General features: G+C 66.1%; 19 protein-coding genes. 12 read left to right on the plus strand and 7 right to left on the minus strand.

Annotated features, from left to right (window positions below; all coding sequences use genetic code 11):
• Window positions 1–16 precede the first annotated feature (16 nt).
• The gene (locus tag MJ122_RS06555) at window positions 17–673 is read right to left on the minus strand and encodes a hydrolase (RefSeq protein ID WP_239743107.1); all 657 of its coding nucleotides are present in this window, start codon (window positions 671–673) and stop codon (window positions 17–19) included.
• Between the two features lie 339 nt (window positions 674–1,012).
• On the opposite strand from MJ122_RS06555, the gene MJ122_RS06560 reads away from it, so the two are divergent.
• The 8 genes from MJ122_RS06560 to MJ122_RS06595 all read left to right on the plus strand — a co-directional run bounded on the left by MJ122_RS06560 (window position 1,013) and on the right by MJ122_RS06595 (window position 11,631).
• Window positions 1,013–1,969 carry a GlxA family transcriptional regulator gene (locus MJ122_RS06560; RefSeq protein WP_088418425.1) on the plus strand — a complete coding sequence of 319 codons (957 nt, stop codon included), beginning with the start codon at window positions 1,013–1,015 and terminating at the stop codon, window positions 1,967–1,969.
• A 204-nt stretch (window positions 1,970–2,173) separates the two neighbouring features.
• On the plus strand, window positions 2,174–3,553 hold the full coding sequence (locus tag MJ122_RS06565; RefSeq protein ID WP_239743109.1) for a winged helix-turn-helix domain-containing protein: 1,380 nt from the start codon (window positions 2,174–2,176) through the stop codon (window positions 3,551–3,553).
• A 346-nt stretch (window positions 3,554–3,899) separates the two neighbouring features.
• Window positions 3,900–4,469 carry an antibiotic biosynthesis monooxygenase gene (locus MJ122_RS06570; RefSeq protein ID WP_239743111.1) on the plus strand — a complete coding sequence of 190 codons (570 nt, stop codon included), beginning with the start codon at window positions 3,900–3,902 and terminating at the stop codon, window positions 4,467–4,469.
• Window positions 4,470–4,552: 83 nt separating this feature from the next.
• Window positions 4,553–5,371 (plus strand): alpha/beta hydrolase, encoded by an 819-nt coding sequence (locus MJ122_RS06575; RefSeq protein WP_088418429.1) that lies wholly within the window; start codon window positions 4,553–4,555, stop codon window positions 5,369–5,371.
• An 11-nt stretch (window positions 5,372–5,382) separates the two neighbouring features.
• Window positions 5,383–7,236: an amidohydrolase gene (locus tag MJ122_RS06580; RefSeq protein ID WP_239743113.1), complete on the plus strand. Its 1,854-nt coding sequence runs from the start codon at window positions 5,383–5,385 to the stop codon at window positions 7,234–7,236.
• Between the two features lie 328 nt (window positions 7,237–7,564).
• On the plus strand, window positions 7,565–9,757 hold the full coding sequence (gene katG / locus MJ122_RS06585; RefSeq protein ID WP_239743115.1) for a catalase/peroxidase HPI: 2,193 nt from the start codon (window positions 7,565–7,567) through the stop codon (window positions 9,755–9,757).
• A gap of 313 nt (window positions 9,758–10,070) precedes the next feature.
• Window positions 10,071–11,159 (plus strand): glycerophosphodiester phosphodiesterase, encoded by a 1,089-nt coding sequence (locus MJ122_RS06590; RefSeq protein WP_239743117.1) that lies wholly within the window; start codon window positions 10,071–10,073, stop codon window positions 11,157–11,159.
• Window positions 11,160–11,232: 73 nt separating this feature from the next.
• A complete protein-coding gene (locus MJ122_RS06595; protein WP_239743119.1) occupies window positions 11,233–11,631 on the plus strand; it encodes a DUF2501 domain-containing protein in 399 nt (132 codons plus the stop codon).
• Between the two features lie 46 nt (window positions 11,632–11,677).
• On the opposite strand, the gene MJ122_RS06600 is transcribed toward MJ122_RS06595, so the two are convergent.
• Both MJ122_RS06600 and MJ122_RS06605 read right to left on the minus strand, forming a co-directional pair.
• Window positions 11,678–12,133: a GNAT family N-acetyltransferase gene (locus MJ122_RS06600; protein WP_239743121.1), complete on the minus strand. Its 456-nt coding sequence runs from the start codon at window positions 12,131–12,133 to the stop codon at window positions 11,678–11,680.
• A 63-nt stretch (window positions 12,134–12,196) separates the two neighbouring features.
• On the minus strand, window positions 12,197–12,700 hold the full coding sequence (locus tag MJ122_RS06605; RefSeq protein WP_239743123.1) for an N-acetyltransferase: 504 nt from the start codon (window positions 12,698–12,700) through the stop codon (window positions 12,197–12,199).
• Between the two features lie 206 nt (window positions 12,701–12,906).
• On the opposite strand from MJ122_RS06605, the gene MJ122_RS06610 reads away from it, so the two are divergent.
• The 3 genes from MJ122_RS06610 to MJ122_RS06620 all read left to right on the plus strand — a co-directional run bounded on the left by MJ122_RS06610 (window position 12,907) and on the right by MJ122_RS06620 (window position 16,108).
• Window positions 12,907–13,812: a LysR substrate-binding domain-containing protein gene (locus tag MJ122_RS06610; RefSeq protein WP_088418443.1), complete on the plus strand. Its 906-nt coding sequence runs from the start codon at window positions 12,907–12,909 to the stop codon at window positions 13,810–13,812.
• Between the two features lie 120 nt (window positions 13,813–13,932).
• Window positions 13,933–15,132, plus strand: coding sequence for an MFS transporter (locus tag MJ122_RS06615; protein WP_088418445.1), 1,200 nt, complete (start codon window positions 13,933–13,935; stop codon window positions 15,130–15,132).
• Between the two features lie 73 nt (window positions 15,133–15,205).
• Complete coding sequence (locus tag MJ122_RS06620; RefSeq protein ID WP_088418447.1) at window positions 15,206–16,108, plus strand: LysR family transcriptional regulator; 903 nt, start codon at window positions 15,206–15,208, stop codon at window positions 16,106–16,108.
• On the opposite strand, the gene MJ122_RS06625 is transcribed toward MJ122_RS06620, so the two are convergent.
• Genes MJ122_RS06625 through MJ122_RS06635 form a run of 3 tightly spaced genes read right to left on the minus strand, consistent with a single transcriptional unit; the run spans window position 16,102 to window position 19,288 of the window.
• Window positions 16,102–17,664 (minus strand): DHA2 family efflux MFS transporter permease subunit, encoded by a 1,563-nt coding sequence (locus MJ122_RS06625; protein ID WP_345772975.1) that lies wholly within the window; start codon window positions 17,662–17,664, stop codon window positions 16,102–16,104. The two genes, MJ122_RS06620 and MJ122_RS06625, sit on opposite strands and share 7 nt — an antisense overlap.
• Window positions 17,661–18,788 (minus strand): HlyD family secretion protein, encoded by a 1,128-nt coding sequence (locus tag MJ122_RS06630; protein ID WP_239743125.1) that lies wholly within the window; start codon window positions 18,786–18,788, stop codon window positions 17,661–17,663. Before MJ122_RS06630 ends, MJ122_RS06625 begins: the two co-directional genes overlap by 4 nt.
• A gap of 11 nt (window positions 18,789–18,799) precedes the next feature.
• Window positions 18,800–19,288 carry a helix-turn-helix domain-containing protein gene (locus MJ122_RS06635; protein ID WP_239743127.1) on the minus strand — a complete coding sequence of 163 codons (489 nt, stop codon included), beginning with the start codon at window positions 19,286–19,288 and terminating at the stop codon, window positions 18,800–18,802.
• A 671-nt stretch (window positions 19,289–19,959) separates the two neighbouring features.
• On the opposite strand from MJ122_RS06635, the gene MJ122_RS06640 reads away from it, so the two are divergent.
• Window positions 19,960–21,267, plus strand: a complete 1,308-nt coding sequence (locus MJ122_RS06640; protein WP_239743309.1) for an OprD family porin — start codon at window positions 19,960–19,962, stop codon at window positions 21,265–21,267.
• Window positions 21,268–21,318: 51 nt separating this feature from the next.
• Here the strand turns inward: MJ122_RS06640 and MJ122_RS06645 are convergent, their stop codons facing one another.
• Entirely contained in the window at window positions 21,319–22,089 is a 771-nt protein-coding gene (locus MJ122_RS06645; RefSeq protein ID WP_239743129.1) for an alpha/beta hydrolase, read from the minus strand.
• Between the last annotated feature and the right edge of the window lie 208 nt (window positions 22,090–22,297).

Consider the following 22,297-nt stretch of genomic DNA (forward strand, 5'->3'; position numbering starts at 1 on the left):
TTTCTGTCGCGAAGAATCAGTGGCCTTCGCTGGCGTTGAACATGGTCTTGGCGTAGATCAGGCCCAAGCCGTAGGCGCCGCCGTGCTCGATGGAGGTTTTCACGATCTGGTCATAGGTTTCGCCACGGGCCCAGTCGCGTTGCAGTTCCAGCAGGTACTGCAGGGAGGTCATGGGGCGTGCGCCCAGCTGGATCATTCGTTGCAGGGCCATCTCATGGGCCTCGGTGGATACGTCGCCACAGGCATCGGCGATGACGTAGACCTCGAAGCCCTGGTCGATGGCCGACAGGGCCGGGCCGACAATGCACACGGACGTCCAGAGGCCGGCGAGGACGATCTTCTGCTTGCCGAACTTGTTCACTTCAACGGCGATGCGCGGGTCTTCCCAGGTGTTCATGCTGGTGCGGTCGATGACGTTGTGTTCGGGGAAGACCGACTTGATCTCGTCGAAGATCGGGCCGGAGAAGCTCTTCTCGGCAACGGTGGTGAGAATGGTGGAAACGCCGAATTCCCGGGCCGCCTTGGACACCAGCGCTGCGTTGTTGCGCAGGGTCACCGCATCGATGGACTTGGTCGCGAAGGACATCTGCGACTGGTGGTCGATCATGATCAGGGTGTGGTCGGTGGGGCTGAGCAGGGTTTTACCGGGAACGGCTTTGGCGATGGCGGTCATGGTCGGATTTCCTTTGGGCTTGCGTGGGAAGAAGAGGGCAGCTGGGTCGGTCTGCATCGTGGGTCGGCAAACCGTGGAGCCATTCTTGTCGATCGCTCGAAAACGCGGAACAGACAGCCCTGCAGGGTCGCTTTGCAGTTCTGCAAGGGCCATCCGGGCGCTTCGATGGGCAAACTATGGTCAGGCCGGCGCGGCATTTATTGGACCCGTGTGCTCGGCCACGGCGGCGCAGAATGATGCAAACGTGCGATTCGCCAGCGCGGCGAGTCGGTACAGTGGTTTTTTTCCTATATCGGGGCACGCGAGACCGCCAAGCCCCGTTTGCGTGCGAGTAGACGAATGAAAACAGTGGCCATGGTGCTGTACGACGACGTGCTGGCGCTGGATGTGACCGGGCCGATGGAGGTGTTCTCCATGGCCAACCGTTATTTGCCGCCGGAGCGGCATTACCAGTTGCTGACGGTGGCGGCGCAGCCCGAAAGCGTGCGCGCCTCCAGCGGCCTGCGCATGACCGCGGACCTGTCGCTGCCGGCGCTGCCGGCAGGCGTCGACCTGCTGCTGGTGCCCGGCGGACCCGGCGCCTACAACGGCAACAACGAGGCGCTCCAGGCCTGGTTGCCGGGTGCGGCGCGTGCGGCCAAGCGCTACGGCGCGGTGTGCACCGGCGCCTTCCTGCTGGGCGCAGCCGGGTTGCTCGATGGCTACCGCTGCACCACCCACTGGAACTACCTCGAGCGCCTGGCGCAGCTGTACCCGCGCACCCAGGTGCAGGCGGAGCGCATCTACGTCGTCGACCGCAACCTGATCACCTCCGGTGGTGTCACCGCCGGCATCGACATGGCGCTGGCGGTAGTCGCCGAGGACCACGGCAAGGACATCGCCCTGGAAGTCGCCAAGGTGCTGCTGGTGGTGCTCAAGCGCCAGGGCGGACAGACGCCGTTCGGCCCGCTGCTGGTGTCGGTGGTGCGCGACGGCTCGGTGATCGCCCGCGCCCAGGCCTACGTGGTGGATCACATCGACGAGCCGCTGACGGTGAACCGCCTCGCCGAACTGGTGGCCATGAGCCCGCGCAACTTCGCCCGCGCCTTCCAGCGCGAAACCAGCATGACGCCCATGCAGTACGTGCAGAGCGCGCGCATCGACCATGCCCGCAAGCTGCTGGAAAGCAGCGACCTGCCGCTCAAGCAGGTGGCCAGCCGCAGTGGCTTTGGCAGCCCCCGGCACATGCGCACGGTATTCGGCGAGCGGATCGGCATGACGCCGAGCCAGTACCGCGAGCAATTCGGCTTTGCCTGATGGCCCAGGGCCGCATTTTTCACCGGTTGACCGTCCGGCGCACCCAAGTTGGCCGAATCCTTCCCCCCGCGGGAATTGCGCTGTCATGGCGAGGCGGGAAAATACCCCTGACCAATCATCGGGGGCGCGTCACTTTGGTTTCGATCAGATCGCCTGGAGGCCCCGTTGTAGAGCGATCCATTCGGACCACGGCGTGAGCAGGACATGAGCACGAGCACGGAAAACCGCACCGAGACCGTCCTGCAGTTCGGTCGCTTCCAGTTCCATCCCTACAAGCGCCAGCTGCTGCAGGGAGATCGCCCGGTGCGCATCGGCAGCCGGGCGCTGGACATTCTGCAGGTGCTGATCCGCCAGCCCGGCGAGATCATCGCCAAGGACACGATCATCGCGGAAGTCTGGGGCGGCACGGTGGTGGAGGAGATCAACCTGCGCGTGCACATCGCGGCACTGCGCCGCGCCCTTGGCGAAGGCCGCACTGGCGAGCGCTACATCGCCAACGTGCCGTTGCGCGGCTATGGCTTCGTCGGTGTGGTGGAAAGCGTGGCCGCACCGGTGCAGACCGTGGCGCTGCCTTGCGAAGTGCGCGCCAGCAACCTGCCGGTGCTGCTGATGGGCCTGGTCGGCCGCCAGGTGCAGCTCGAACGGCTGGTGAAGCAGCTGCCCGCCACGCGCCTGCTGACCCTGGTCGGCCCCGGCGGTATGGGCAAGACCTCCCTGGCGATCCATGCCGCCGAGCAGCTCGGCAGGCACTTCAGCCAGGTGCGCTTCCTCGACCTGTCCGCCGATCCGGACGGCGTGTCCCTCAGCCAGAGCCTCGCCATCCTCCTGCGCGAGCCGGCCTGTGAACCGACGCTGCTGGTGCTGGACAACTGCGAGCACCTGGCCGAGCGTTGCGCCGAGGCGGTGGAGCATCTGCTGCGTCTGCACCCTGCACTGAACATCCTGGCCACCAGCCGTGAGCCGCTGCGAGCCGAGGGTGAGCACGTGTTGCGCCTACCGCCGCTGGAGGTGCCTGCACAGGACGACGCGCCGCTGGCGCTGGCCATGTGCAGCTCGGCGGTGCAACTGTTCGTGATGCGCGCGCGGGAGGTCTGCGACCGCTTCGAACTCAAGCCCGGCCAGGTGCGCGCGATCATCGACATCTGCCGACGCCTGGACGGCATCCCCCTGGCCATCGAGATGGCCGCGCGGCAGGTCGGCATTCTCGGCCTTGCCGGGCTGCCGGCGCTGCTGGATACCCCCATGCAATTGCTGATGCCCGGCCGCCGCACCGCCCCGGCGCGTCAGCAGAGCCTGCAGGCGACCTACGACTGGAGCTACGCGCTGCTGGACGCCGTCGAGCGGCGTTGCCTGGGCTTGCTCGCGCAGCTGGCGGACGGCTTCACCCTCGACACGGCCGTCGCCTCGCTGGACGACAAGCGCTGGTGCCGCGAGTGCGTGTTCGCCGCCGTGCGGCAACTGGCGGACAAGTCCCTGTTGTGGGTGGAGCAGGGCGACAGCGAAGTGCGCTACCGCGTGCCGCATACGGCGCGTGCCTATATGCGCCAGGTGACCCTGCCGGGGCTTGCCATCTCCGCGGCCTGATCGCCTTCTGCTGCAGCTGCCGGCATCCCGCGTTCATGTATCCCCTGACTCCGGTGCGAACGGTGACTCGAGCGGCGTAGGGCGCATAACGCGCCAGCGTTATCCGCCGTTCGGCCGCCGGCGGATAACCCTTTCCGGTTATGCGCCCTGCCTGGCTTCACCCTGGCGCAGGAGCGGACTTTGTCCGCGACAGGTTCGCATCGCGCCCGACACCCTCGCGGTCGGAGTCCGCTCCTACGCACCTGCAGACCCCCATGGTCGAGCAGCTATCCAGCACATGCGTCCAATAGGACGACCGTTGCCGCCGCCATAGTGATCGGACCTCAATCATGAGTCCGGAACACCCATGAGCGCCGAAACCATCGATCTGAACAGCGTGGTGACGCTGGTGGTCCACCACAAGGTGCGTTGCGAAGCCCTGCCCAGCTACGAGGCCTGGCTGCGCCGTACCGTTTCGGCCGCGCGCCGACAGCCGGGGCACCTGGGGGTGAACGTGATCCGTCCGGACGGCGAGGGCGCCATGTTCACCACCGTGGTGCGCTTCGCCCGCGCCGGCCAGCTGCAGGCCTGGATCGACTCCCGCGAACGCGCGGAACTGGTCGCCGAAGTCCTGCCGCTGCTGGAGGAGGGCGATCACCCGCTGATCCACAACGACGCCGAGTTCTGGTTCACCCCCGAGCACGGCAACGCGCGCCAGCCACCGAAATGGAAGCAGGCGCTGCTCACCTACCTGGTGATCAGCCCGCTCACCATGGTGATTCCGCCGCTCTGGGCGCCGGCGTTCGAGCGCTTCCCGATGCTGGCCGGCGTGGTGCCGAGCAACCTGCTGGTGACCCTGTGCATCGTCCTGCCGGTGGTCTACCTGATCATGCCCTGGGTGACGCGTCGCTGCGCCCGCTGGCTCAGCGCCGACTGAAGCTGTCCCCTGAATTTCCCTCCCGCGGCGCCCGAGCGGCGCCCGTACCCACATCGTCCTGCATGGCAGGCAGAGGAGTTTCCATGAGCACTTTCGTTACCCGCGACGGCACCGAGATCTATTACAAGGACTGGGGCAGCGGCAAGCCCGTGCTGTTCAGCCACGGTTGGCCGCTGGACGGCGACATGTGGGAATACCAGATGCAGTACCTGAGCAGCCGCGGCTACCGCACCATCGCCTTCGACCGTCGCGGTTTCGGTCGCTCCAGCCAGCCGTGGAACGGCTACGACTACGACACCTTCGCCGATGACATCGCCGGCCTGATCGAGCACCTGGACCTGCGCGAAGTGACCCTGGTCGGCTTCTCCATGGGCGGCGGCGACGTCAGCCGCTACATCGGCCGCCATGGCACCTCGCGCGTCGCCGGCCTGGTGCTGCTGGGCGCCGTCACGCCGATCTTCGGCAAGGCCGCCGACTTCCCGCAGGGCGTCGACGGCGCCGTGTTCGATGGCATCAAGGCCGGCCTGCTGCAGGACCGCGCACAGTTCATCGCCGACTTCGCCGCGCCGTTCTACGGCATCAACCATGGCCAGAAGGTCTCCGACGGGGTGCTTACCCAGACCCTCAACATCGCCCTGCTGGCTTCGCTCAAGGGCACCGTGGACTGCGTCGGCGCCTTCTCCGAAACCGACTTCCGCGCGGATCTTGCCAAGGTGAACGTGCCGACCCTGGTGATCCACGGCGACGACGACCAGATCGTGCCGTTCGAAACCACCGGCAAGCTGGCGGCCGAACAGATCCCGGGCGCCGAACTGAAGGTCTACGCCGGCGCGCCCCACGGCTTTGCCGTCACCCACGCGCAGCAACTCAACGAAGACCTGCTGGCCTTCCTGCAACGCTGAGGGGCACGAGCATGAGCAACACAGAACGCAACGCAGACCTGATCCTGTTCAACGGCAAGCTGCACACCGTCGACCCCGAGCGCCCCCACGCCACGGCCGTGGCCATCGCCGACGGCAAGTTCCTCGCCGTGGGCACCGACGTCCAGGTCATGGCCTACCGCGACGCCTCGACCCAGCTGGTCGACCTCAACCGCCGCACGGTCATTCCCGGCCTCAACGACTCGCACCTGCACCTGATCCGTGGCGGCCTGAACTACAACCTGGAACTGCGCTGGGAGGGCGTGCCTTCGCTCTCCGATGCGCTGGAGATGCTGCGCCTGCAGGCCCAGCGCACCCCGTCGCCGCAGTGGGTGCGCGTGGTGGGTGGCTGGAACGAATTCCAGTTCGCCGAACGCCGCCTGCCGACCCTCGAGGAGTTGAACAAGGCGGCGCCGGATACCCCGGTGTTCGTCCTGCACCTGTACGACCGCGCGTTGCTGAACCGCGCCGCGCTGCGCGTCGTCGGCTACACCAGGGAAACACCGAACCCGCCCGGCGGCGAGATCGTCCGCGACAGCAACGGCGAACCCACCGGCATGCTGATCGCCCGCCCCAACGCGATGATCCTCTACGCGACCCTGGCCAAGGGGCCGAAGCTGCCGCTGGAATACCAGGTCAACTCGACCCGCCAGTTCATGCGCGAGCTGAACCGTCTTGGCCTGACCAGCGTGATCGACGCCGGCGGTGGCTTCCAGAACTACCCGGACGACTACCAGGTGATCCAGCAGCTGGCCGACGCCGACCAGCTCACCGTGCGCATCGCCTACAACCTATTCACTCAGAAGCCCAAGGAAGAGCTGGCCGATTTCAGGAACTGGACCAGCAGCGTGACCTATGGCCAGGGCACTGACTTCCTGCGGCACAACGGCGCCGGCGAGATGCTGGTGTTCTCGGCGGCCGACTTCGAGGACTTCCTCGAACCGCGCCCGGACCTGCCCGGCACCATGGAGGCGGAGCTGGAGCCGGTGGTGCGGCACCTGGTCGAACAGCGCTGGCCGTTCCGCCTGCACGCCACCTACGACGAATCCATCTCGCGCATGCTCGACGTGTTCGAGAAGGTCGACCGCGACATTCCGTTCAACGGCCTGCCGTGGTTCTTCGACCACGCCGAGACCATCACGCCGAAGAACATCGAGCGCGTCCGCGCCCTGGGCGGTGGCATTGCCATCCAGGACCGCATGGCCTTCCAGGGCGAATACTTCGTCGACCGCTACGGCAGGCAGGCCGCCGAGGCCACGCCGCCGATCAAGCGCATGCTGGCCGAAGGCGTGCCGGTGGGCGCCGGCACCGACGCCACCCGTGTTTCGAGTTACAACCCATGGACCTCGCTGTACTGGATGGTCAGCGGCAAGACCGTCGGCGGCCTGAGCCTGTACCCGGAGGGCCTGTCCCGCGAGGTGGCGATTGAGTTGTTCACCCATGGCAGCGCCTGGTTCTCCAGCGAGCAGGGCAAGAAGGGCATGCTCAAGGCCGGCCAGCTGGCGGATTTGGCGGTGCTCTCGGAGGATTTCTTCAGCGTCGAGGAAGAGGCCATCAAGACCATCGAGTCGGTGCTCACCGTGGTGGGCGGCAAGATCGTCCACGGCGACCGCGAGTTCGACAAGCTGGCCCCGCCGAGCATCCCGGTGGTGCCGGAGTGGTCTCCGGTCGCCATGGTCCCTGGCCACTGGCGCCCCCAGGTGCCCCTGCAGCAGGCTGTGCACCAGTGCGTTGGCTCCTGTGGTGTGCACGGCCACAGCCACGAGCGTGCCCGCACCAAGGATGTGCCGGTGAGCGACTTCGCCGGGTTCTGGGGCGCGTTCGGCTGTTCCTGCTTCGCGTTCTGATGGCGAGGTTCGCGACGGCCTGATGCCAATCGCGGACGGAGTCCGCTCCTACGTATCGGGGAACGCCGAGGCTCGCCTTGCGCGTAGGAGCGGACTCCGTCCGCGATATTTCCGTGCTCGTTCCGTCGCCGGCATGTCCCGCGAACCGCCCAGCGTCAGGTTTGCTGGTGCATGCCCTCTGTCACAAGGCTTTTCGCCATCCCCATCGATAGCTTTTTACCGTTAGAGCCAATCAATAACTGCAATAGCAGCCCGTCCCGTTTGATCTATCTTCTGATGGGTTGTGCGAATACGAGGCGCCACGCCAAGCGCCCACAAGGAGCCTGCAATGAGCGACGAAAACAAAGGTGGTTGCCCGTTTCACCAGACGGCTGGTGGCGGCACGTCCAACCGTGACTGGTGGCCGAACCAGCTGAGGCTGGACCTGCTGCACCAGCACTCTTCCAAGTCCAACCCGATGGGCGAGGACTTTAATTACGCCGAGGCATTCAAGAGCCTTGACCTGGAAGCGGTCAAGGCGGACCTGCGCGCCCTGATGACCGACTCCCAGGACTGGTGGCCGGCCGACTTCGGCCACTACGGCCCGCTGTTCATCCGCATGGCCTGGCACTCGGCCGGCACCTACCGCATCGGTGATGGCCGTGGTGGCGCCGGCCGCGGCCAGCAACGCTTCGCCCCACTCAACAGCTGGCCGGACAACGTCAGCCTGGACAAGGCGCGCCGACTCATCTGGCCGATCAAGCAGAAATATGGCGCCAAGCTGTCCTGGGCCGACCTGATCGTGCTCACCGGCAACGTCGCCCTGGAATCCATGGGCTTCAAGACCTTCGGCTTCGCCGGCGGCCGCGAAGACGTATGGGAACCGGACCTGGACGTGTACTGGGGCGAGGAGACCACCTGGCTGGGTGGCGACAAGCGCTACTCCGGCGAGCGTGATCTGGAAAACCCCCTGGCTGCCGTGCAGATGGGCCTGATCTACGTGAACCCCGAGGGCCCCAACGGCAACCCCGACCCGCTGGCTGCCGCGCGGGACATCCGCGAGACCTTCGCCCGCATGGCCATGGACGACGAGGAAACCGTCGCCCTGATCGCCGGTGGCCACACCTTCGGCAAGACCCATGGCGCGGGCCCGGCGGATCACGTCGGCGCCGACCCGGAAGCGGGCGGACTGGAAAACCAGGGCCTTGGCTGGGTCAGCAGCTTTGGCACGGGCTCCGGTGGCGACACCATCACCAGTGGCCTGGAAGTCACCTGGACGTCCACTCCGACGCGCTGGAGCAACAACTTCTTCTGGAACCTGTTCGGCTACGAATGGGAACTGACCAAGAGCCCGGCCGGCGCCCACCAGTGGCAGCCGAAGAACGGCGCGGGCGCCGGCAGCATTCCCGATGCCCACGACAAGTCCAAGCGCCGTGCGCCGTCGATGCTCACCACCGACATCGCGCTGCGCGTCGATCCGGCCTACGAGAAGATTTCCCGGCGCTTCTACGAAGACCCGGATGCCTTCGCCGACGCCTTCGCACGCGCCTGGTTCAAGCTGACCCACCGCGACATGGGCCCGCTGGCTCGCTACCTGGGGCCGGACGTGCCAAAAGAGGAACTGATCTGGCAGGACCCGATCCCGGCAGTCGATCATCCCCTGGTGGACGAGCAGGATGTCGCCGCGCTCAAGGCCAAGGTACTGGCTTCGGGGCTGTCGGTCGGCGAGCTGGTCTCCACCGCCTGGGCCTCGGCCTCGACCTTCCGTGGCTCCGACAAGCGCGGCGGCGCCAATGGCGCGCGCATCCGACTCGCGCCGCAGAAGGACTGGCCGGTGAACCAGCCCGAGCAGTTGGCCAAGGTGCTCGGCGTGCTGGAGGAAATCCAGGCCGAGTTCAACGCATCCACCGCCGGCGGCAAGAAGATATCCCTGGCCGACCTGATCGTCCTGGCCGGCGATGCCGGCGTGGAAGAGGCCGCGCGCAAGGGCGGCCACGACATCCGCGTGCCGTTCGCACCGGGCCGCATGGATGCCAGCCAGGAGCAGACCGACGTGCACTCGGTTGGCATGCTGGAGCCGGTGGCCGATGGCTTCCGCAACTTCCAGAAGTCCAAGTTCGCCGTGCCGGCCGAGGCGCTGCTGATCGACAAGGCGCAGTTGCTGACCCTCACCGCGCCGGAAGTCACCGCGCTGATCGGCGGCCTGCGTGTGCTGGGCGCCAACACCGGCGGCTCGCAGCACGGCGTGTTCACTTCGCGCCCCGGCACGCTCAGCAACGACTTCTTCGTCAATCTGCTGGACATGGGTACCGTGTGGAAGCCGACTTCAGCGGACAACACCGAGTTCGAGGGCCGCGACCGCAAGACCGGCGAACCGAAGTGGACCGGCAGCCGTATCGACCTGCTACTGGGTTCCAATTCTCAGCTGCGGGCGTTGTCGGAGGTCTATGGCTGCTCGGACGGCGAACGCAGGTTCGTGCATGACTTCGTCAAGGCCTGGACCAAGGTGATGAATCTCGACCGCTTCGACCTGCCGCGCTGATACGCCACCCTGAGGGGGGGCTTGCTCGCGAACCAGGCTCATCTGCCGTGCGGTTCGCGGGCAAGGACTCGGTGCCCCCTCGGTCCTTCATCCAAAGCCCGCTGACGAGACATTGTCAGCGGGCTTTTTTCTTGCCGGGGCATGTCAACGGAATTGCGCGGAGCGGGCAGGGTCCTATTCTCCAAGATTCCGTTCCCGGGGGGCCTATGCTCCTGGGCCGTTGCAGCTTCACTTCGCCCCTGGTTGCACGAGCGTCATGCATGCGCGCCAGACTGGGGCGCTTATCCGTTACCCAGCCAAAGGGGTTTCGCACATGCGCCGTCGCATCATCGCTGTACTGGGCACCATCGCACTGGCTGCCGCCAGCTTCATCGTCAGCGCCGAGGAGTCGCCCGGCCGCGCCCTGAGCGAGGCCGCCGGCGTGCCCTGGCCGGCAGTGATCGCTCATCGCGGTGCCTCCCACGATGCGCCCGAGGAAACCGCGCCGGCCTATCTCGCCGCCCGTGACCTGGGCGCGGACTACCTGGAGGCGGACCTGCAGCGCACCAAGGATGGCGTACTGGTGGCATTGCACGACGACACCCTGGAACGTACCACCAACATTGCCAAGGTCTTCCCCGGCCGCGAAAAGGACCCGGTGAGCCAGTTCACCCTGGCCGAACTCAAGCGCCTGGATGCCGGCAGCTGGTTCAACGCCACTTATCCCGAACGCGCTCGCTCCAGGTATGCGGGACTGCGCATCCTTACCCTCGACGAGCTGATCGACATCGCCGAGGGGGGTGGCGAAACCCCTGGCCTGTACCTGGAGACCAAGGCGCCGGGCCAGTTCCCCGGTATCGAGGAAGACCTGCGCAAGGCGCTGGAAAACCGTGGCTGGCTCGATGCCAATGGTGAGCCCCAGGGCAGGATCGTCCTGCAGACGTTCGAGAAGAGCAGCCTGGAACTCCTGAACAGGAGCATGCCGAAGGTGCCGAAGGTCCTGCTGCTGTGGGTCGGCGACGGCTACATGGCGGCCAGGAGTCCGGCCACCTTCGCCCAGTCCGGCGAGAAGATCAAAGCGGACTTCTATGCCCGCCAGGAAGTGAAATCCAAGGAAGAGCTCTTCGCCTGGCTAGACTGGGCAAAGGCCAACGGCGCCCTGGGCAGCGGCCCTTCGGCGACACTCACCGCCCGTGGAGACCAGAGCTACATGGACCTGGTGCAACCCTGGATGAACCAGGCGGCCCACGAGCGCGGCTTGTTCGTGCATGCCTATACCGTCGATGACTCGGTGGACTTCGACAAGCTGAGCAAGGCCGGCGTGGACGGCTTCTTCACCAACCGTACCGACCAACTGCTGATGTTCCTCGGTCGGCCGCCGAGCCAATCGGTGGACGAGGTGCTGAAGTCGGTGGGCTATTGAGTTGACGCAAGCGGACGGGGTCTACACTCGCTGAGGTAACCAGCGCCGCGTGCTATGCAACCAGGAGAGCCCCATGAATGCCTGCAAACCGATTTCCATTGTCCTCGCCGCCTTGCTGCCCTGGTCCCTGGCCCAGGCCGCGTCCCTCGGCGACGTTGCCGACCAGCTCGGCGGTCTTGGCAGCCTGCCGTCGGTATCTTCCAGCAGCAGTAGCAACGTTGCCGGGCTGCTGGAGTACTGCGCGAAGAACAACTACCTCAATGCCGACGCCGCCACCCAGGTGAAGGACAAGCTGCTGGGCAAACTGCCGGGCAACACCACCACCAGCGACAGCGGCTACAAGGACGGCGCCAAGGGTGTCCTCACCGGCAGCGACGGCAAGAGCCTCGACCTGTCCGGCAGCGGCATCAAGGAAAAGGTCACCAGGCAGGTCTGCGACAAGGTTCTCAGCCAGGGCAAGTCGCTGCTCTGACAAGGCCTGCGCACTGCACGGAAATCATCGCGGACCTTGTCCGCGATCACTCCTTGTCCGCGGGCCGAGGTTTTTCATAACGCACGTCGCGCTCGTCCACCCGCGCGACCCGCTCCCAGCCCCGCTTCAGGTAGAACCCGTTGGCGCGAATCTCGTCGCCGCCATCCGTCAGCAGCCAGATAGTCTCGTGTTCGCGGAAAAGCTCGGTCTCCGCAGCCCTTAGTAGCAGGCTGCCCAGCCCTTGGTCTTCCCATTGGGGACGGACGAACAGGGCGAAGACTTCTGCCGATGCCATATCCACCATGGCGAAGCCCCCGGCGCTGCCGTCCACCTCGGCAATCCAGGCGCAGGGGCCTGCCTCCAGCGCCTCCTTCAGCGCTTGCGGTGTAATGCCCAATTCGGCCATCTGCTCACGGCTCAGGTGGTTCTGCCGCACGCTGGTGCGGATGTCGAAGAGGGTGTCGATGTCGGCGGCAGTCGCGCGACGAATCCTGGGTGTCATGTGTCTTCCTTGCCTCAGTGGCCACAGCGGCGACACCTTGCGGGAGGTGCCGCCGCTTCCGCATCAGGACGCGGAAAAGGCCGGGTGGTAGGCGACCTTGCCGGCTGCCGGAATGTCGCCCAGTCGAAGAGCCATGAAGTACTCCGGCGGTACGCCTTCGTAGCGGATCGCCGGGTCCACGGCAAAGCCGAAGCGGCGGTAGTAGCGCGGATCGCCGAGTACCACGCAGCCCCGGGCGCCGAGCGCCTTGAGTTGTTCCAGTCCTGTGCGGATCAGTGCCGCGCCTATGCCCTGGCCATGCAGGTCAGGGCGCACGGAAACCGGGCCCAGGCCGTACCAGCCGCGGTTTTCGCCGTCGAGCGCGATGGGCGAGAAGGCCGCATGGCCAACCAGTTCGTCGCCATGCCTGGCGACCAGCGACACACTCAGTGCGCCGGCCGCACGCAAGGCGTCGACGATGGCGCCTTCGGTACCGTCGCTGTGTTCGGCCACGGCGAAGGCCGCTTCGGTTACCCGTCGGATATTGGCTGCGTCTTCAGGACGTTCGGGGTGAATGCTGTAGTTCATGGGGCATAGTCCAGGGTTGAACGTAACGCTGGCACTGTAGCGTTTTCGCACCGCCGTGGCCTTGCCGGTCGACGATCCGCGACGGCCTCGGGCGAGTCTTGTGAAGGGGCTCGATCTGCATGATCGCGGCCGGAGCGCGGCGCAATCGCTTTGTTCGATAAGGTAAGCTGCGCAGCTTTCCCAGCGTTCCATCCGGAGAACGATCCATGGAAGACCTCAACACCCTCTATTACTTCACCCAGGTGGTGGAGCAGGGTGGTTTCGCCGCAGCCGGCCGCGCGCTGGATATCCCCAAATCCAAGCTCAGCCGGCGCATCGCCCAGTTGGAGGACCGCCTGGGCGTTCGCCTGTTGCACCGCACCAGCCGGCACTGCTCGCTGACCGAGATCGGCCAGGAGTACTACCAGCGCTGCGTGGCCATGCGCATCGAGGCGGAAGGCGCTTCCGAGGTCATCGAGCGCAACCGTGCCGAGCCGCGCGGCCTGGTGCGGCTGGCCTGCCCGACGACGCTGCTCAACTCCTGGGTCGGGCCGATGCTCACCCGCTACATGCTCAAGTACCCGCTGGTGGAGCTGTTCATCGAGAGCACCAACCGTCGCGTCGACCTGCTCCACGAGGGCTTCGACATTGCCCTGCGGGTGCGCTTCCCGCCGCTGGAGAATACCGACATGGTGATGAAGGTGCTGGGCAACAGCACCCAGTGCCTGGTGGGACGGCCGGACTTCCTCGAGCGCATGGCCGGGGACAGTTCGCCCATGGGCTTCGGCCAGCTGCCGAGCCTGCACTGGGGCGGCATGCAGCGCGAATACCAGTGGGAGCTGTTCAACGAGGAGGGCGAGCGGCTGCTCATCTCGCACAAGCCGCGGATGGTCACCGACGACCTGCTGGCCCTGCGCAACGCCGTGATCGCCGGCGTCGGCATTGCCCACGTGCCGCGCGTGGCGGTGCGCGAGGACCTGGCCGCCGGCAGGCTGGTGGAGTTGCTGCCGGGCTGGTCGCCCAAGTGCGGCATCGTCCATGCGATCTTCCCCTCGCGCCGGGGCCTGCTGCCCTCGGTGCGCACGCTGATCGACTTCCTCGCCGAGGAATTCAGCAACAGCGACATGGCCTGAGAAACCGCGCCGGCGGGCAGCGTTGCGTTTTTCGCACCGCTGTTTTGCCGGCCCGACCGATTCTGCGCGGGAGGCCGCCGGCATAGTCTGGCGCCACTGTTTTCCCCACAAGGAATGGTCATGAACCCCGCATCGAATTCCCTCCCGGCCAACCACGCGCAGCCGACCCTGTCCTCGGCGATGGTGCTGCTGCTCGCGTTCTGCTGCGGCGCCGTGGTCGCCAACCTCTACTACGCGCAACCCATAGTCGAGCTGATTGCCCCGGCGATTGGCCTGTCCACCGAAAACGCCAGCCTGATCGTCTCGCTGACCCAGTTCGGCTACGCCATCGGCCTGCTGTTCCTGGTGCCGCTGGCGGACCTGCTGGAGAACCGCAAACTGGTCATCGGTTTCACCCTGGCCGTGGCGCTGTGCCTGGCCGGCGCGGGGCTGGCGAATTCGCCGTCGGTGCTGCTGGCCTGCGCGCTGCTGATCGGCCTGACCTCGGTGGCGGTGCAGATCCTCGTGCCGCTGGCCGCTCACCTGGCGCCGGAAGAGGCTCGCGGCCGGGTGGTGGGCAATATCATGGGCGGCCTGCTGCTGGGTATCCTGCTGTCGCGGCCGGTGTCGAGCCTGGTGGCGGAAGTCTTCGGCTGGCGTGGCGTGTTCCTCGCCGCGTCCGTACTGATGCTGGTGATCGCACTGGTGATGGCGGTGGCGCTGCCGCGCCGCCTGCCGACCCACAGCGCGACCTATCCGCAGCTGATCGGCTCGGTGTTCGCCCTGGCGCGGCGCTACGCCGTGCTGCGTGAACGCGCCCTGTACCAGGGCCTGCTGTTCGCCGCGTTCAGCGCCTTCTGGACCATCGCGCCCATCGAGCTGATCCGCCACCACGGCTTCAGCCAGACCCAGGTCGCGCTGTTCGCCCTGGTCGGTGCGGTCGGCGCCGTCGCCGCCCCTGTCGCCGGCCGTCTGGCCGATGCAGGGCACACCCTCAAGGGCACCATCGTCGCCCTGTTGCTGGCGCCGTTCGCCTTGCTGCTCGGGGCGATTCCCGGTGCGGGCTTCTTCTGGCTGGTGGTGTGCGCGGTGCTGCTGGATTTCGCCGTACAACTGAACATGGTGCTCGGCCAGCGCGAGGTGTATGCCCTCGACCCGCACAGCCGCGCGCGTTTGAACGCGGTTTACATGACCAGCATCTTCGTCGGCGGCGCGCTCGGATCGCTGGTTGCCAGTCCGCTCTACGAAGCCATCAGCTGGACGCCGTTCGCCATCGGCGCGGCAGTCATCCCGAGCATCGCCACCTTGCTCTTCCTGCTGCGCGGCGACAGCCACGCCTGAGAGCACAGGCGTGCAAGGCGAGCGCGGGAATGATTGGGTACACTCCGGGATTTCCCGCTCCCGGAGCCCCACCATGGACAAACTGCAGGCCCTGTCGATGTTCGTCGAGACCGTGCGTTGCGGCGGCTACTCGGCCGCGGCCCGCAAGCTCGGCGTGGCGACTTCCTCGGTGACCCGCCAGGTGGCGGCGCTGGAAGCGGAACTGGGCGCCACGCTGCTCAACCGCACCACCCGCCACAGCAGTCCGACGCTGGCCGGGCAGGCCTACTACGACAAGGCGGTGGAAATCATCGAGGCGCTGGTGGAGGCCGACGGGCTGGTCAGCGACCGTGGCCGCGAGGCGAAAGGGCGGTTGCGCGTCAGCGTACCGGTGGAGTTCGGCCGCCGTGTCATCGCCCCGCACCTGGGCCGCTTGCTGGCGCAATACCCGGGTCTGGAAGTCAGTCTGTCCCTGAGCGACCAGATCACCGACCTGCCAAAGCAGCAGATCGACCTTTCCGTACGCCTGGGCTCGAGCCTCACCAGCGACGACATCATCAGCCGCCCCATCGGCCAGTTCGAGCGCTGGCTGGTGGCGAGCCCCGACTACCTGCAACGCGCCGGCACGCCGGCCCATCCGCTGGAACTCATGGAGCACCAGTGCCTGCGCTTCGACTACGGCGGCACGCACCTGACCTGGACCTGCACCGATGGCCGCGAGAGCTGGCCGCTCAACGTGCAGGGGCGTCTGCAGAGCAACAACGCCGACGTGCTGCGCGAGACCGCCCTGGCCGGCGGCGGCATCGCGCTGCTGTCGGACTGGCTGGTGGCCGAGGATGTCCATGCCGGGCGGCTGGTGCGCCTGCTGCCCGAGTACGACTCCTATCCGGGCACTACCGTGGGCAGCATCAACGTGCTGTACCCGCCAAGCCTGCGCGAATCCAGCCGCATCCGCGTGTTCGTCGCCTTCCTCGAGGAGCTGATGGCGGCTCAGTGACTGTCCGCGCTGGGCTGCGCAGGCGGAGCGATCCTGTGCATCAGCGGTACCAGCAACAGCGTCACTGCAAAGCACGCCCCGACCAGCAGGAAGGTATCGGCGAAAGTCAGCGTCTGCGCTTCGCGCCAGGTCAGGTCCCACAGGTGTTTCAGCGCCTGCTGCGAGGGTTCGCCATTCAGATCCATGGACGGCGCCAGCCAGTGGTTGAGCGCTTCGTTGCCGCTGTTCAGATGCTCGGCCAGGCGCAGGAAGTGCAGGTTGGCGCGGTCGTTGAGCACCGTGGCGCAGGCGGCGATGCCGATGGCGCCGCCCAGGTTGCGCATCAGGTTGAACAGCCCGGAAGCCAGCTTCAGGCGCTCCGGCGGCAGTGAGCCCAGTGCCAGCGTCACGGTGGGCGCCACGCAGAACTGCTGCGCCATGCCGCGCAGGGCCTGCGGGAACATCAGCTGCGCCGCGCCCCAGTCGTGGGTCAGCGGGGCGAATTCATACATCGACAGGGTGAACATCAGCATGCCCAGCAGCAATATCCAGCGCAGGTCGACTCGCTTGGCGAGAGCGGCGTAGAGCGGAATGCTCATGATCTGGAAGATGCCGGTGGAGAAGATCGCCAGGCCGATGTCCAGCGCGCCGTAGCCTCGCACGCGGCCGAGGAACAGCGGGGTCAGGTAGATGGTGGCGAAGATGCCGATGCCGGTGACGAAGCTGAACAGGCAGCCGAGGGCGAAGTTGCGTTCCTTCAACGCGCGCAGGTCGACTATGGGGTTCGCGGCGGACAGACTGCGGTAGATGAAGGCGATGCCGCACAGGCCGGAGATCCACGCAGTGGCGAGGATGGTGTCATCGCTGAACCAGTTCCAGCGCGGGCCTTCCTCCATGGTGTATTCCAGGCAACCGAGGAACAGCGCCATCAGCACGATCGCCGGATAGTCGGCCTGCTTGAGCAGCGACAGGTCGGGCTTGTCGATGCGCACCATGATCGGCACCACGATGGCGACGAACAGCCCCGGCACCAGGTTGATGTAGAACAGCCAGGGCCAGGAGGAAATGTCGGTGATCCAGCCGCCGACCACCGGGCCCAGGGTCGGTGCGAGAGAGGCGATGGCGCCGATGGTGGCGGCGACGACGATGCGCTGCTTGCCGTCGAAGTACATGAAGCCGGTGGTGAACACCATGGGGATCATCGAGCCGCCGAGGAAGCCCTGCAGCGCGCGGAAGGCGATCATGCTCTGGATGTTCCAGGCCATGGCGCAGAGCAGGCTGGTGAGGGTGAAGCCCAGCGCCGAGGCGGCGAACAGCCAGCGCGTGGACAGGACCTTGGACAGCCAGCCTGACAGCGGAATGACGATGATCTCGGCGATCAGGTAGCTGGTCTGCACCCAGGCGAGCTCATCGGCACCGGCCGACAGCCCGCCGCCGATGTCGCGCAGCGAGGCGGAGACGATCTGGATGTCCAGCAGGGCGATGAACATGCCCAGGCACATGCAGGCGAAGGCAATGACCTTGCGGGCGGTGGACAGGCTCTCCACCGGCACCACTTCGTTGCTCCAGAGGTTCACGGCAGCGTGCTCTGGGCGACACGCTGGGCGGCGGCGTCGTGTTCGTGGGCGCGGGTGTCCACCTCCACCAGCACGGAAAGGCCCGGGCGCAGGTCGCCGAGGCGACCGTCGGCGTCGTCCAGGTGCACGCGCACCGGGACGCGCTGGACGATCTTGGTGAAGTTGCCGGTGGCGTTCTCCGGCGGGAGGATGCTGAACTGCGCGCCGGTGGCGGGCGCGAGGCTGTCCAGGTGGCCGTGGAAGACCTTGCCGGGGAGGATGTCGGCCTCGATGATGACCGCCTGGCCGGGCAGCATGCGCGCCAGTTGGTCTTCCTTGAAGTTGGCGTCGACCCACAGGCCCTGGGCGGGCACCACGGCGAGCAACTGGGTGCCGGCGGCGACGTAGCTGCCGACCCGCGCGCGGCGGTTGCCGATGTAGCCGTCCACCGGCGCGCGCAGCTCGGTGTAGCTGAGGTCCAGGCGCGCCAGGTCGCGGGCGGCGATGGCTTGCTCCAGGGCGGCCTGGGCCTGCTGGCGCTGGCTGCGGATCACGTCCAGCTGGCGGCGCGCGGCGAGCAGGCTGGCGCGGGCCTTGTCGCTGTTGGCGCGGGCGGACTTGAAGCTGGCGTCGGCGCGCTGCGCGGCCTCCACCGAAACGGCGTTGGTACGTACCAGGGTGGCGTAGCGGCGCTGGTCGTCGCGGGTGCGCACTTCCTCGGCGGCGGTCGCGTCGATCTCCGCCTGGCTCTGGCGGATCAGCGCGTCCTGCAGCGAGGCCTGGGCGTCGACATTGCCCAGCGCCGCTTCCTCGGCATGTACCGCACCCTCGGCTTTTGCCAGGGCGGCGCGGTAGTCGCGGTCATCGATGCGGGCGAGCAGGTCGCCAGCGTGCACCAACTGGTTGTCGTTCACCTTCAATTCGGCGATGTAGCCGGCCACGCGCGGGCTGATGACGGTGACGTCGCCGCCGACGTAGGCATCGTCGGTCTTCTCCAGGAAGCGCCCGTCGAGCCACCAGTGGCCGGCATAGGCGCCTGCACCGAGGATGGCCGCGGCGGCGACTGCGAGCTTGAGGGCCTTGCGGGATGTCGGTTTGGCCGTGTCGACGGCTGGCGTGGCGGGGAGGGTGACAGGCTGGTTCATGGCGGCCTCGCTCAGGCGTGATCGGCTTGGGGGATGGGCTGGTTGAAAACGGGGACGAGACGCTCGCCCTCGCGGCGTTGGATCTGGTGCTGCGGGCCGATGGGCTCGCCGCTGTCGGCGTCCACCAGGGCGATGTGCACCGGACGGCCGCTGCGGGTGTCGACCAGTTCGGCGGCGCTGGCCATGCCGGCGTGGCGCTTGCCCCACTGCAGCAGGGTCAGCAGCACCGGGCGCAGGTCGCGGCCACGATCGGTGAGCAGGTACTCGAAGCGCGGCGGGTGGTCGTTGTACTGGTGGCGCTGCAGCAGGCCGCTGTCCACGAGGGCGCGCAGGCGGCGGCTGAGCACGTTGCTGGCGATGCCCAATCGTGCGAGGAACTGGTCGAAACGGGTGGAGCCGTAGAAGGCTTCGCGCAGGATCAGCACGTTCCAGCTGTCGCCGATCAGGTCCAGCGCCTGGGCCACGGGGCAGGGCAGGTGGTCGAAGTGGGTTCTGCGCATGGCTGCACCTCTTTGAATTACATTCGTCATCTAATAGAGCCGCCTTGCCACGGGCCTGGCAAGGCAGCAGGCAGGGCCCGGCACGTAAAGATTATGGTCGTAATCTAATTCGGTCACTTGCTTTGCGCAAGTCACTCTTTGGGAGGAGGGTGGCGCAGGGGATGAACGGTGTATCGGTTGAATTTACGGCGGGCCCGAGAGTTGCCCGATCCTGCGGAAGCTGCCCGGAAAAGTTCAGGGAAAGTTAGCGGGAAATGGCGGCTGGAATAACTCTGGAAACAGTTGGGCTAATTATTCGGAAAATGCTCTGGAACGGTTGTTCCATAACTTTTCTTCAGGCAAAAAAAGGCCGCCTGGGGAGGCGGCCAAACCAAAGGATGATGAAGTGGAGCAATCCGCCGGACGCTCTGGAGCGGGCATCCGGGACTCATGTGCTTCATCGGGGCGCAAGCTTAATGGCGATGGCGGCAAATGCTGAATCATTCGTCTCGATATCGACTATCGACAAAGCTGGTTTGAGGCGAGGGCGGCGGATTGTTATCTCTTCGCTCGCTCTGCCTATGGCGGGGAAACATAAGAAAGTTGTTCAGAATTCAATCGATACACCTGCCAAGACAAGATCAACAAAGGGGTAGCAGATGTCCGCGTTCCGTCTTTCCGCTCGCGTTTCCATGCTTGGCGCCATCGTCGCCGGCATTCCGTTCCAAGTGGCGCACGCCGCCGTGGTTTCCGACCAGTCCGAAGCCACCGGCTTCATCGAAGGCAGCAGCGCTTCGCTGCTGATGCGCAACTACTACTACAACAGCGACCGCAAGTCCGGCGACCGGGACCGCAAGGACTGGACCCAGGGCTTCACGCTGAACTACAGCTCCGGCTTCACCCAGGGCACCGTCGGTTTCGGTGTCGAGGCGTTCGGCAATTGGGGCATCCGTCTCGACGGCGGCGCCGGCACTTCCGGCACGGGCAACCTGCCGGTGCGTGACGATGGCTCGCCGGAAAGCGAGTACGGCCGCGCTGGCGGCGCCGTGAAGCTGCGCGTATCGAAGACCGAACTGCGCTGGGGCGACCTGCAGCCCACCGCGCCAGTGTTCGCCGCCGGCGGCACCCGCCTGTTTCCGCAGACCGCCACCGGATTCAACATCCTCAGCAGCGAGATCGACGGGCTGGACCTGGACGGTGGCCACTTCACCGGCGGCAACGGCCCGGTGACCACCAACGGCGACCACGGCATCTGGGCGTCCTATGCCAACGTCGAGGCCAACAGCATTGACTATGTCGGCGGCAAGTACGCGGTCAACGACACGCTGAACTTCTCGCTCTACGCCTCCAAGCTGGAGGACGTGTGGCGCCAGTACTACGGCAACGCCAACTACACCCTGCCGCTGGCGGACGACCAGTCGCTGAACTTCGACTTCAACCTCTACCGCACCAACGACGACGGTAGCGCCAAGGCTGGCGAGATCAGCAACACCACCTGGTCCGCCGCCGCCGCGTACAGCTTCCTCGCCGCGCACACCCTGACCCTGGCCTACCAGAAGGTCCACGGCGACACGCCGTTCGACTACGTCGCCTTTGGCGTCAACGGCCCCGGCGACACCGCCGATTCGATCTTCCTCGCCAACTCCATCCAGTACTCGGACTTCAACGGCCCGGAAGAAAAGTCCTGGCAGCTGCGCTATGACCTGGCGATGGCCACCTACGGCATCCCCGGCCTGAGCTTCATGGCCCGCTACGTCAACGGCCACGGCATCGACGGCACGAAAATGGCGGCCGACAGCCCGTATCGCGGCTATGGCTACGGCGAGGACGGCAAGCACCACGAGACCAACCTGGAAGCCAGGTACGTGGTGCAGTCCGGGCCGGCGAAGGACCTGTCGTTCCGTCTGCGCGAGGCGATCCACCGGGGCAACGCCGACCAGGCCGAGGGAGATGTCAACGAGTTCCGCCTGATCGTCGACTACCCGCTGTCGATCCTGTAGTGACTGGCACCGGCGTCTCGTTCGCGGGCGCCGGTGCTGCAGGTCGTGGATCTAGTAGGCGACGTGGGAAATCGCCTGTGCCAGGCCATCCGGGTTGTCGTAGGCGATCATGTGCCCGCTATGGGCAACGATTTCAACCCGGCAGCCTGCCTGGTGATACCGACGGATGTCGTTCAGTGGTGTGTTGTCCGAGAGGATCACCGCCTTTTTCGGAATGCGCAGCACTTTCAGGGCCTCGATCCAGGCGCCAGCGTCGTAGTCGGCGAGCGCCGCGCCGGCCCACTGGTAGATGGCCTGAGGCGAGCAGACCTGGAAGGAGCCGAGCCAGATTTCGTTGTCGCCGTCTTCCTTGAGTCGTTCGAGCAATTGTGAAAAGCCAATGGCGACAAACTCGCTTTCGCTCATGGATGTGATGGATTCAAGCAAGGTAACGCCATATTCGGTGAGGCCGGGTTGGCAGAGGATCAGCTTGTTGACCTTGGTCGGCATGGCGGCTGCGAGCTTGAGGGCGATAAAGGCACCAGCGCTGTGGCCGAACAGGCCACAGCGGAGGATGCCGGTGCTGAGAATCCAGTTCTCCAGCGTCTGGGCCTGTGCCGTTGTGCCGTAGAGAGTGGCCTCAGGCTTGTCGCTGAAACCGGCGCCAGGAAGGTCCACCAGCCAGGAACGGCGCCGGCAGTAGGCATCCGACGCGATGACCGCCGGATAGTCGCTGCTCGACGCACAGCCCAGGCCGTGAATGAAGATAAGGGGAGACGCTCCATAGCAGACGTCTTGCCAACGCAGCAGGTCCTTCTGCTCGTCAAAGGGATAGGTGTTCATGTCTCACACTCCCATTGGAATTGCAGAACCCGGAGGCTTGCGGAAGATGCACGGGACGGCACAGCAGCCTCTTCGTGCATACCGCCAGGGGCTTGGCGGTGAGGTCAGGGTACGGGCATGGCAGAGCCGTGGGGCGGCAGTTCGAACGAGGTTGAAACCGGTCAAGTTTGGGTCTGCTTTTCTTGTGGGAAGCGTCTGTTTATTCGTT

Origin of the sequence: Pseudomonas sp. DP-17 (genome assembly GCF_022380625.1) — a bacterium.
In the GTDB taxonomy this organism is placed as follows: domain Bacteria; phylum Pseudomonadota; class Gammaproteobacteria; order Pseudomonadales; family Pseudomonadaceae; genus Pseudomonas; species Pseudomonas nitroreducens_A.

Coding starts and splice junctions, on each gene's coding strand:
- MJ122_RS06555 (WP_239743107.1), bottom strand. CDS start 673: ATGACCGCCATCGCCAAAGCCGTTCCCGGTAAAACCCTGCTCAGCCCC.
- MJ122_RS06560 (WP_088418425.1), top strand. CDS start 1,013: ATGAAAACAGTGGCCATGGTGCTGTACGACGACGTGCTGGCGCTGGAT.
- MJ122_RS06565 (WP_239743109.1), top strand. CDS start 2,174: ATGAGCACGAGCACGGAAAACCGCACCGAGACCGTCCTGCAGTTCGGT.
- MJ122_RS06570 (WP_239743111.1), top strand. CDS start 3,900: ATGAGCGCCGAAACCATCGATCTGAACAGCGTGGTGACGCTGGTGGTC.
- MJ122_RS06575 (WP_088418429.1), top strand. CDS start 4,553: ATGAGCACTTTCGTTACCCGCGACGGCACCGAGATCTATTACAAGGAC.
- MJ122_RS06580 (WP_239743113.1), top strand. CDS start 5,383: ATGAGCAACACAGAACGCAACGCAGACCTGATCCTGTTCAACGGCAAG.
- katG (WP_239743115.1), top strand. CDS start 7,565: ATGAGCGACGAAAACAAAGGTGGTTGCCCGTTTCACCAGACGGCTGGT.
- MJ122_RS06590 (WP_239743117.1), top strand. CDS start 10,071: ATGCGCCGTCGCATCATCGCTGTACTGGGCACCATCGCACTGGCTGCC.
- MJ122_RS06595 (WP_239743119.1), top strand. CDS start 11,233: ATGAATGCCTGCAAACCGATTTCCATTGTCCTCGCCGCCTTGCTGCCC.
- MJ122_RS06600 (WP_239743121.1), bottom strand. CDS start 12,133: ATGACACCCAGGATTCGTCGCGCGACTGCCGCCGACATCGACACCCTC.
- MJ122_RS06605 (WP_239743123.1), bottom strand. CDS start 12,700: ATGAACTACAGCATTCACCCCGAACGTCCTGAAGACGCAGCCAATATC.
- MJ122_RS06610 (WP_088418443.1), top strand. CDS start 12,907: ATGGAAGACCTCAACACCCTCTATTACTTCACCCAGGTGGTGGAGCAG.
- MJ122_RS06615 (WP_088418445.1), top strand. CDS start 13,933: ATGAACCCCGCATCGAATTCCCTCCCGGCCAACCACGCGCAGCCGACC.
- MJ122_RS06620 (WP_088418447.1), top strand. CDS start 15,206: ATGGACAAACTGCAGGCCCTGTCGATGTTCGTCGAGACCGTGCGTTGC.
- MJ122_RS06630 (WP_239743125.1), bottom strand. CDS start 18,788: ATGAACCAGCCTGTCACCCTCCCCGCCACGCCAGCCGTCGACACGGCC.
- MJ122_RS06635 (WP_239743127.1), bottom strand. CDS start 19,288: ATGCGCAGAACCCACTTCGACCACCTGCCCTGCCCCGTGGCCCAGGCG.
- MJ122_RS06640 (WP_239743309.1), top strand. CDS start 19,960: ATGCTTGGCGCCATCGTCGCCGGCATTCCGTTCCAAGTGGCGCACGCC.
- MJ122_RS06645 (WP_239743129.1), bottom strand. CDS start 22,089: ATGAACACCTATCCCTTTGACGAGCAGAAGGACCTGCTGCGTTGGCAA.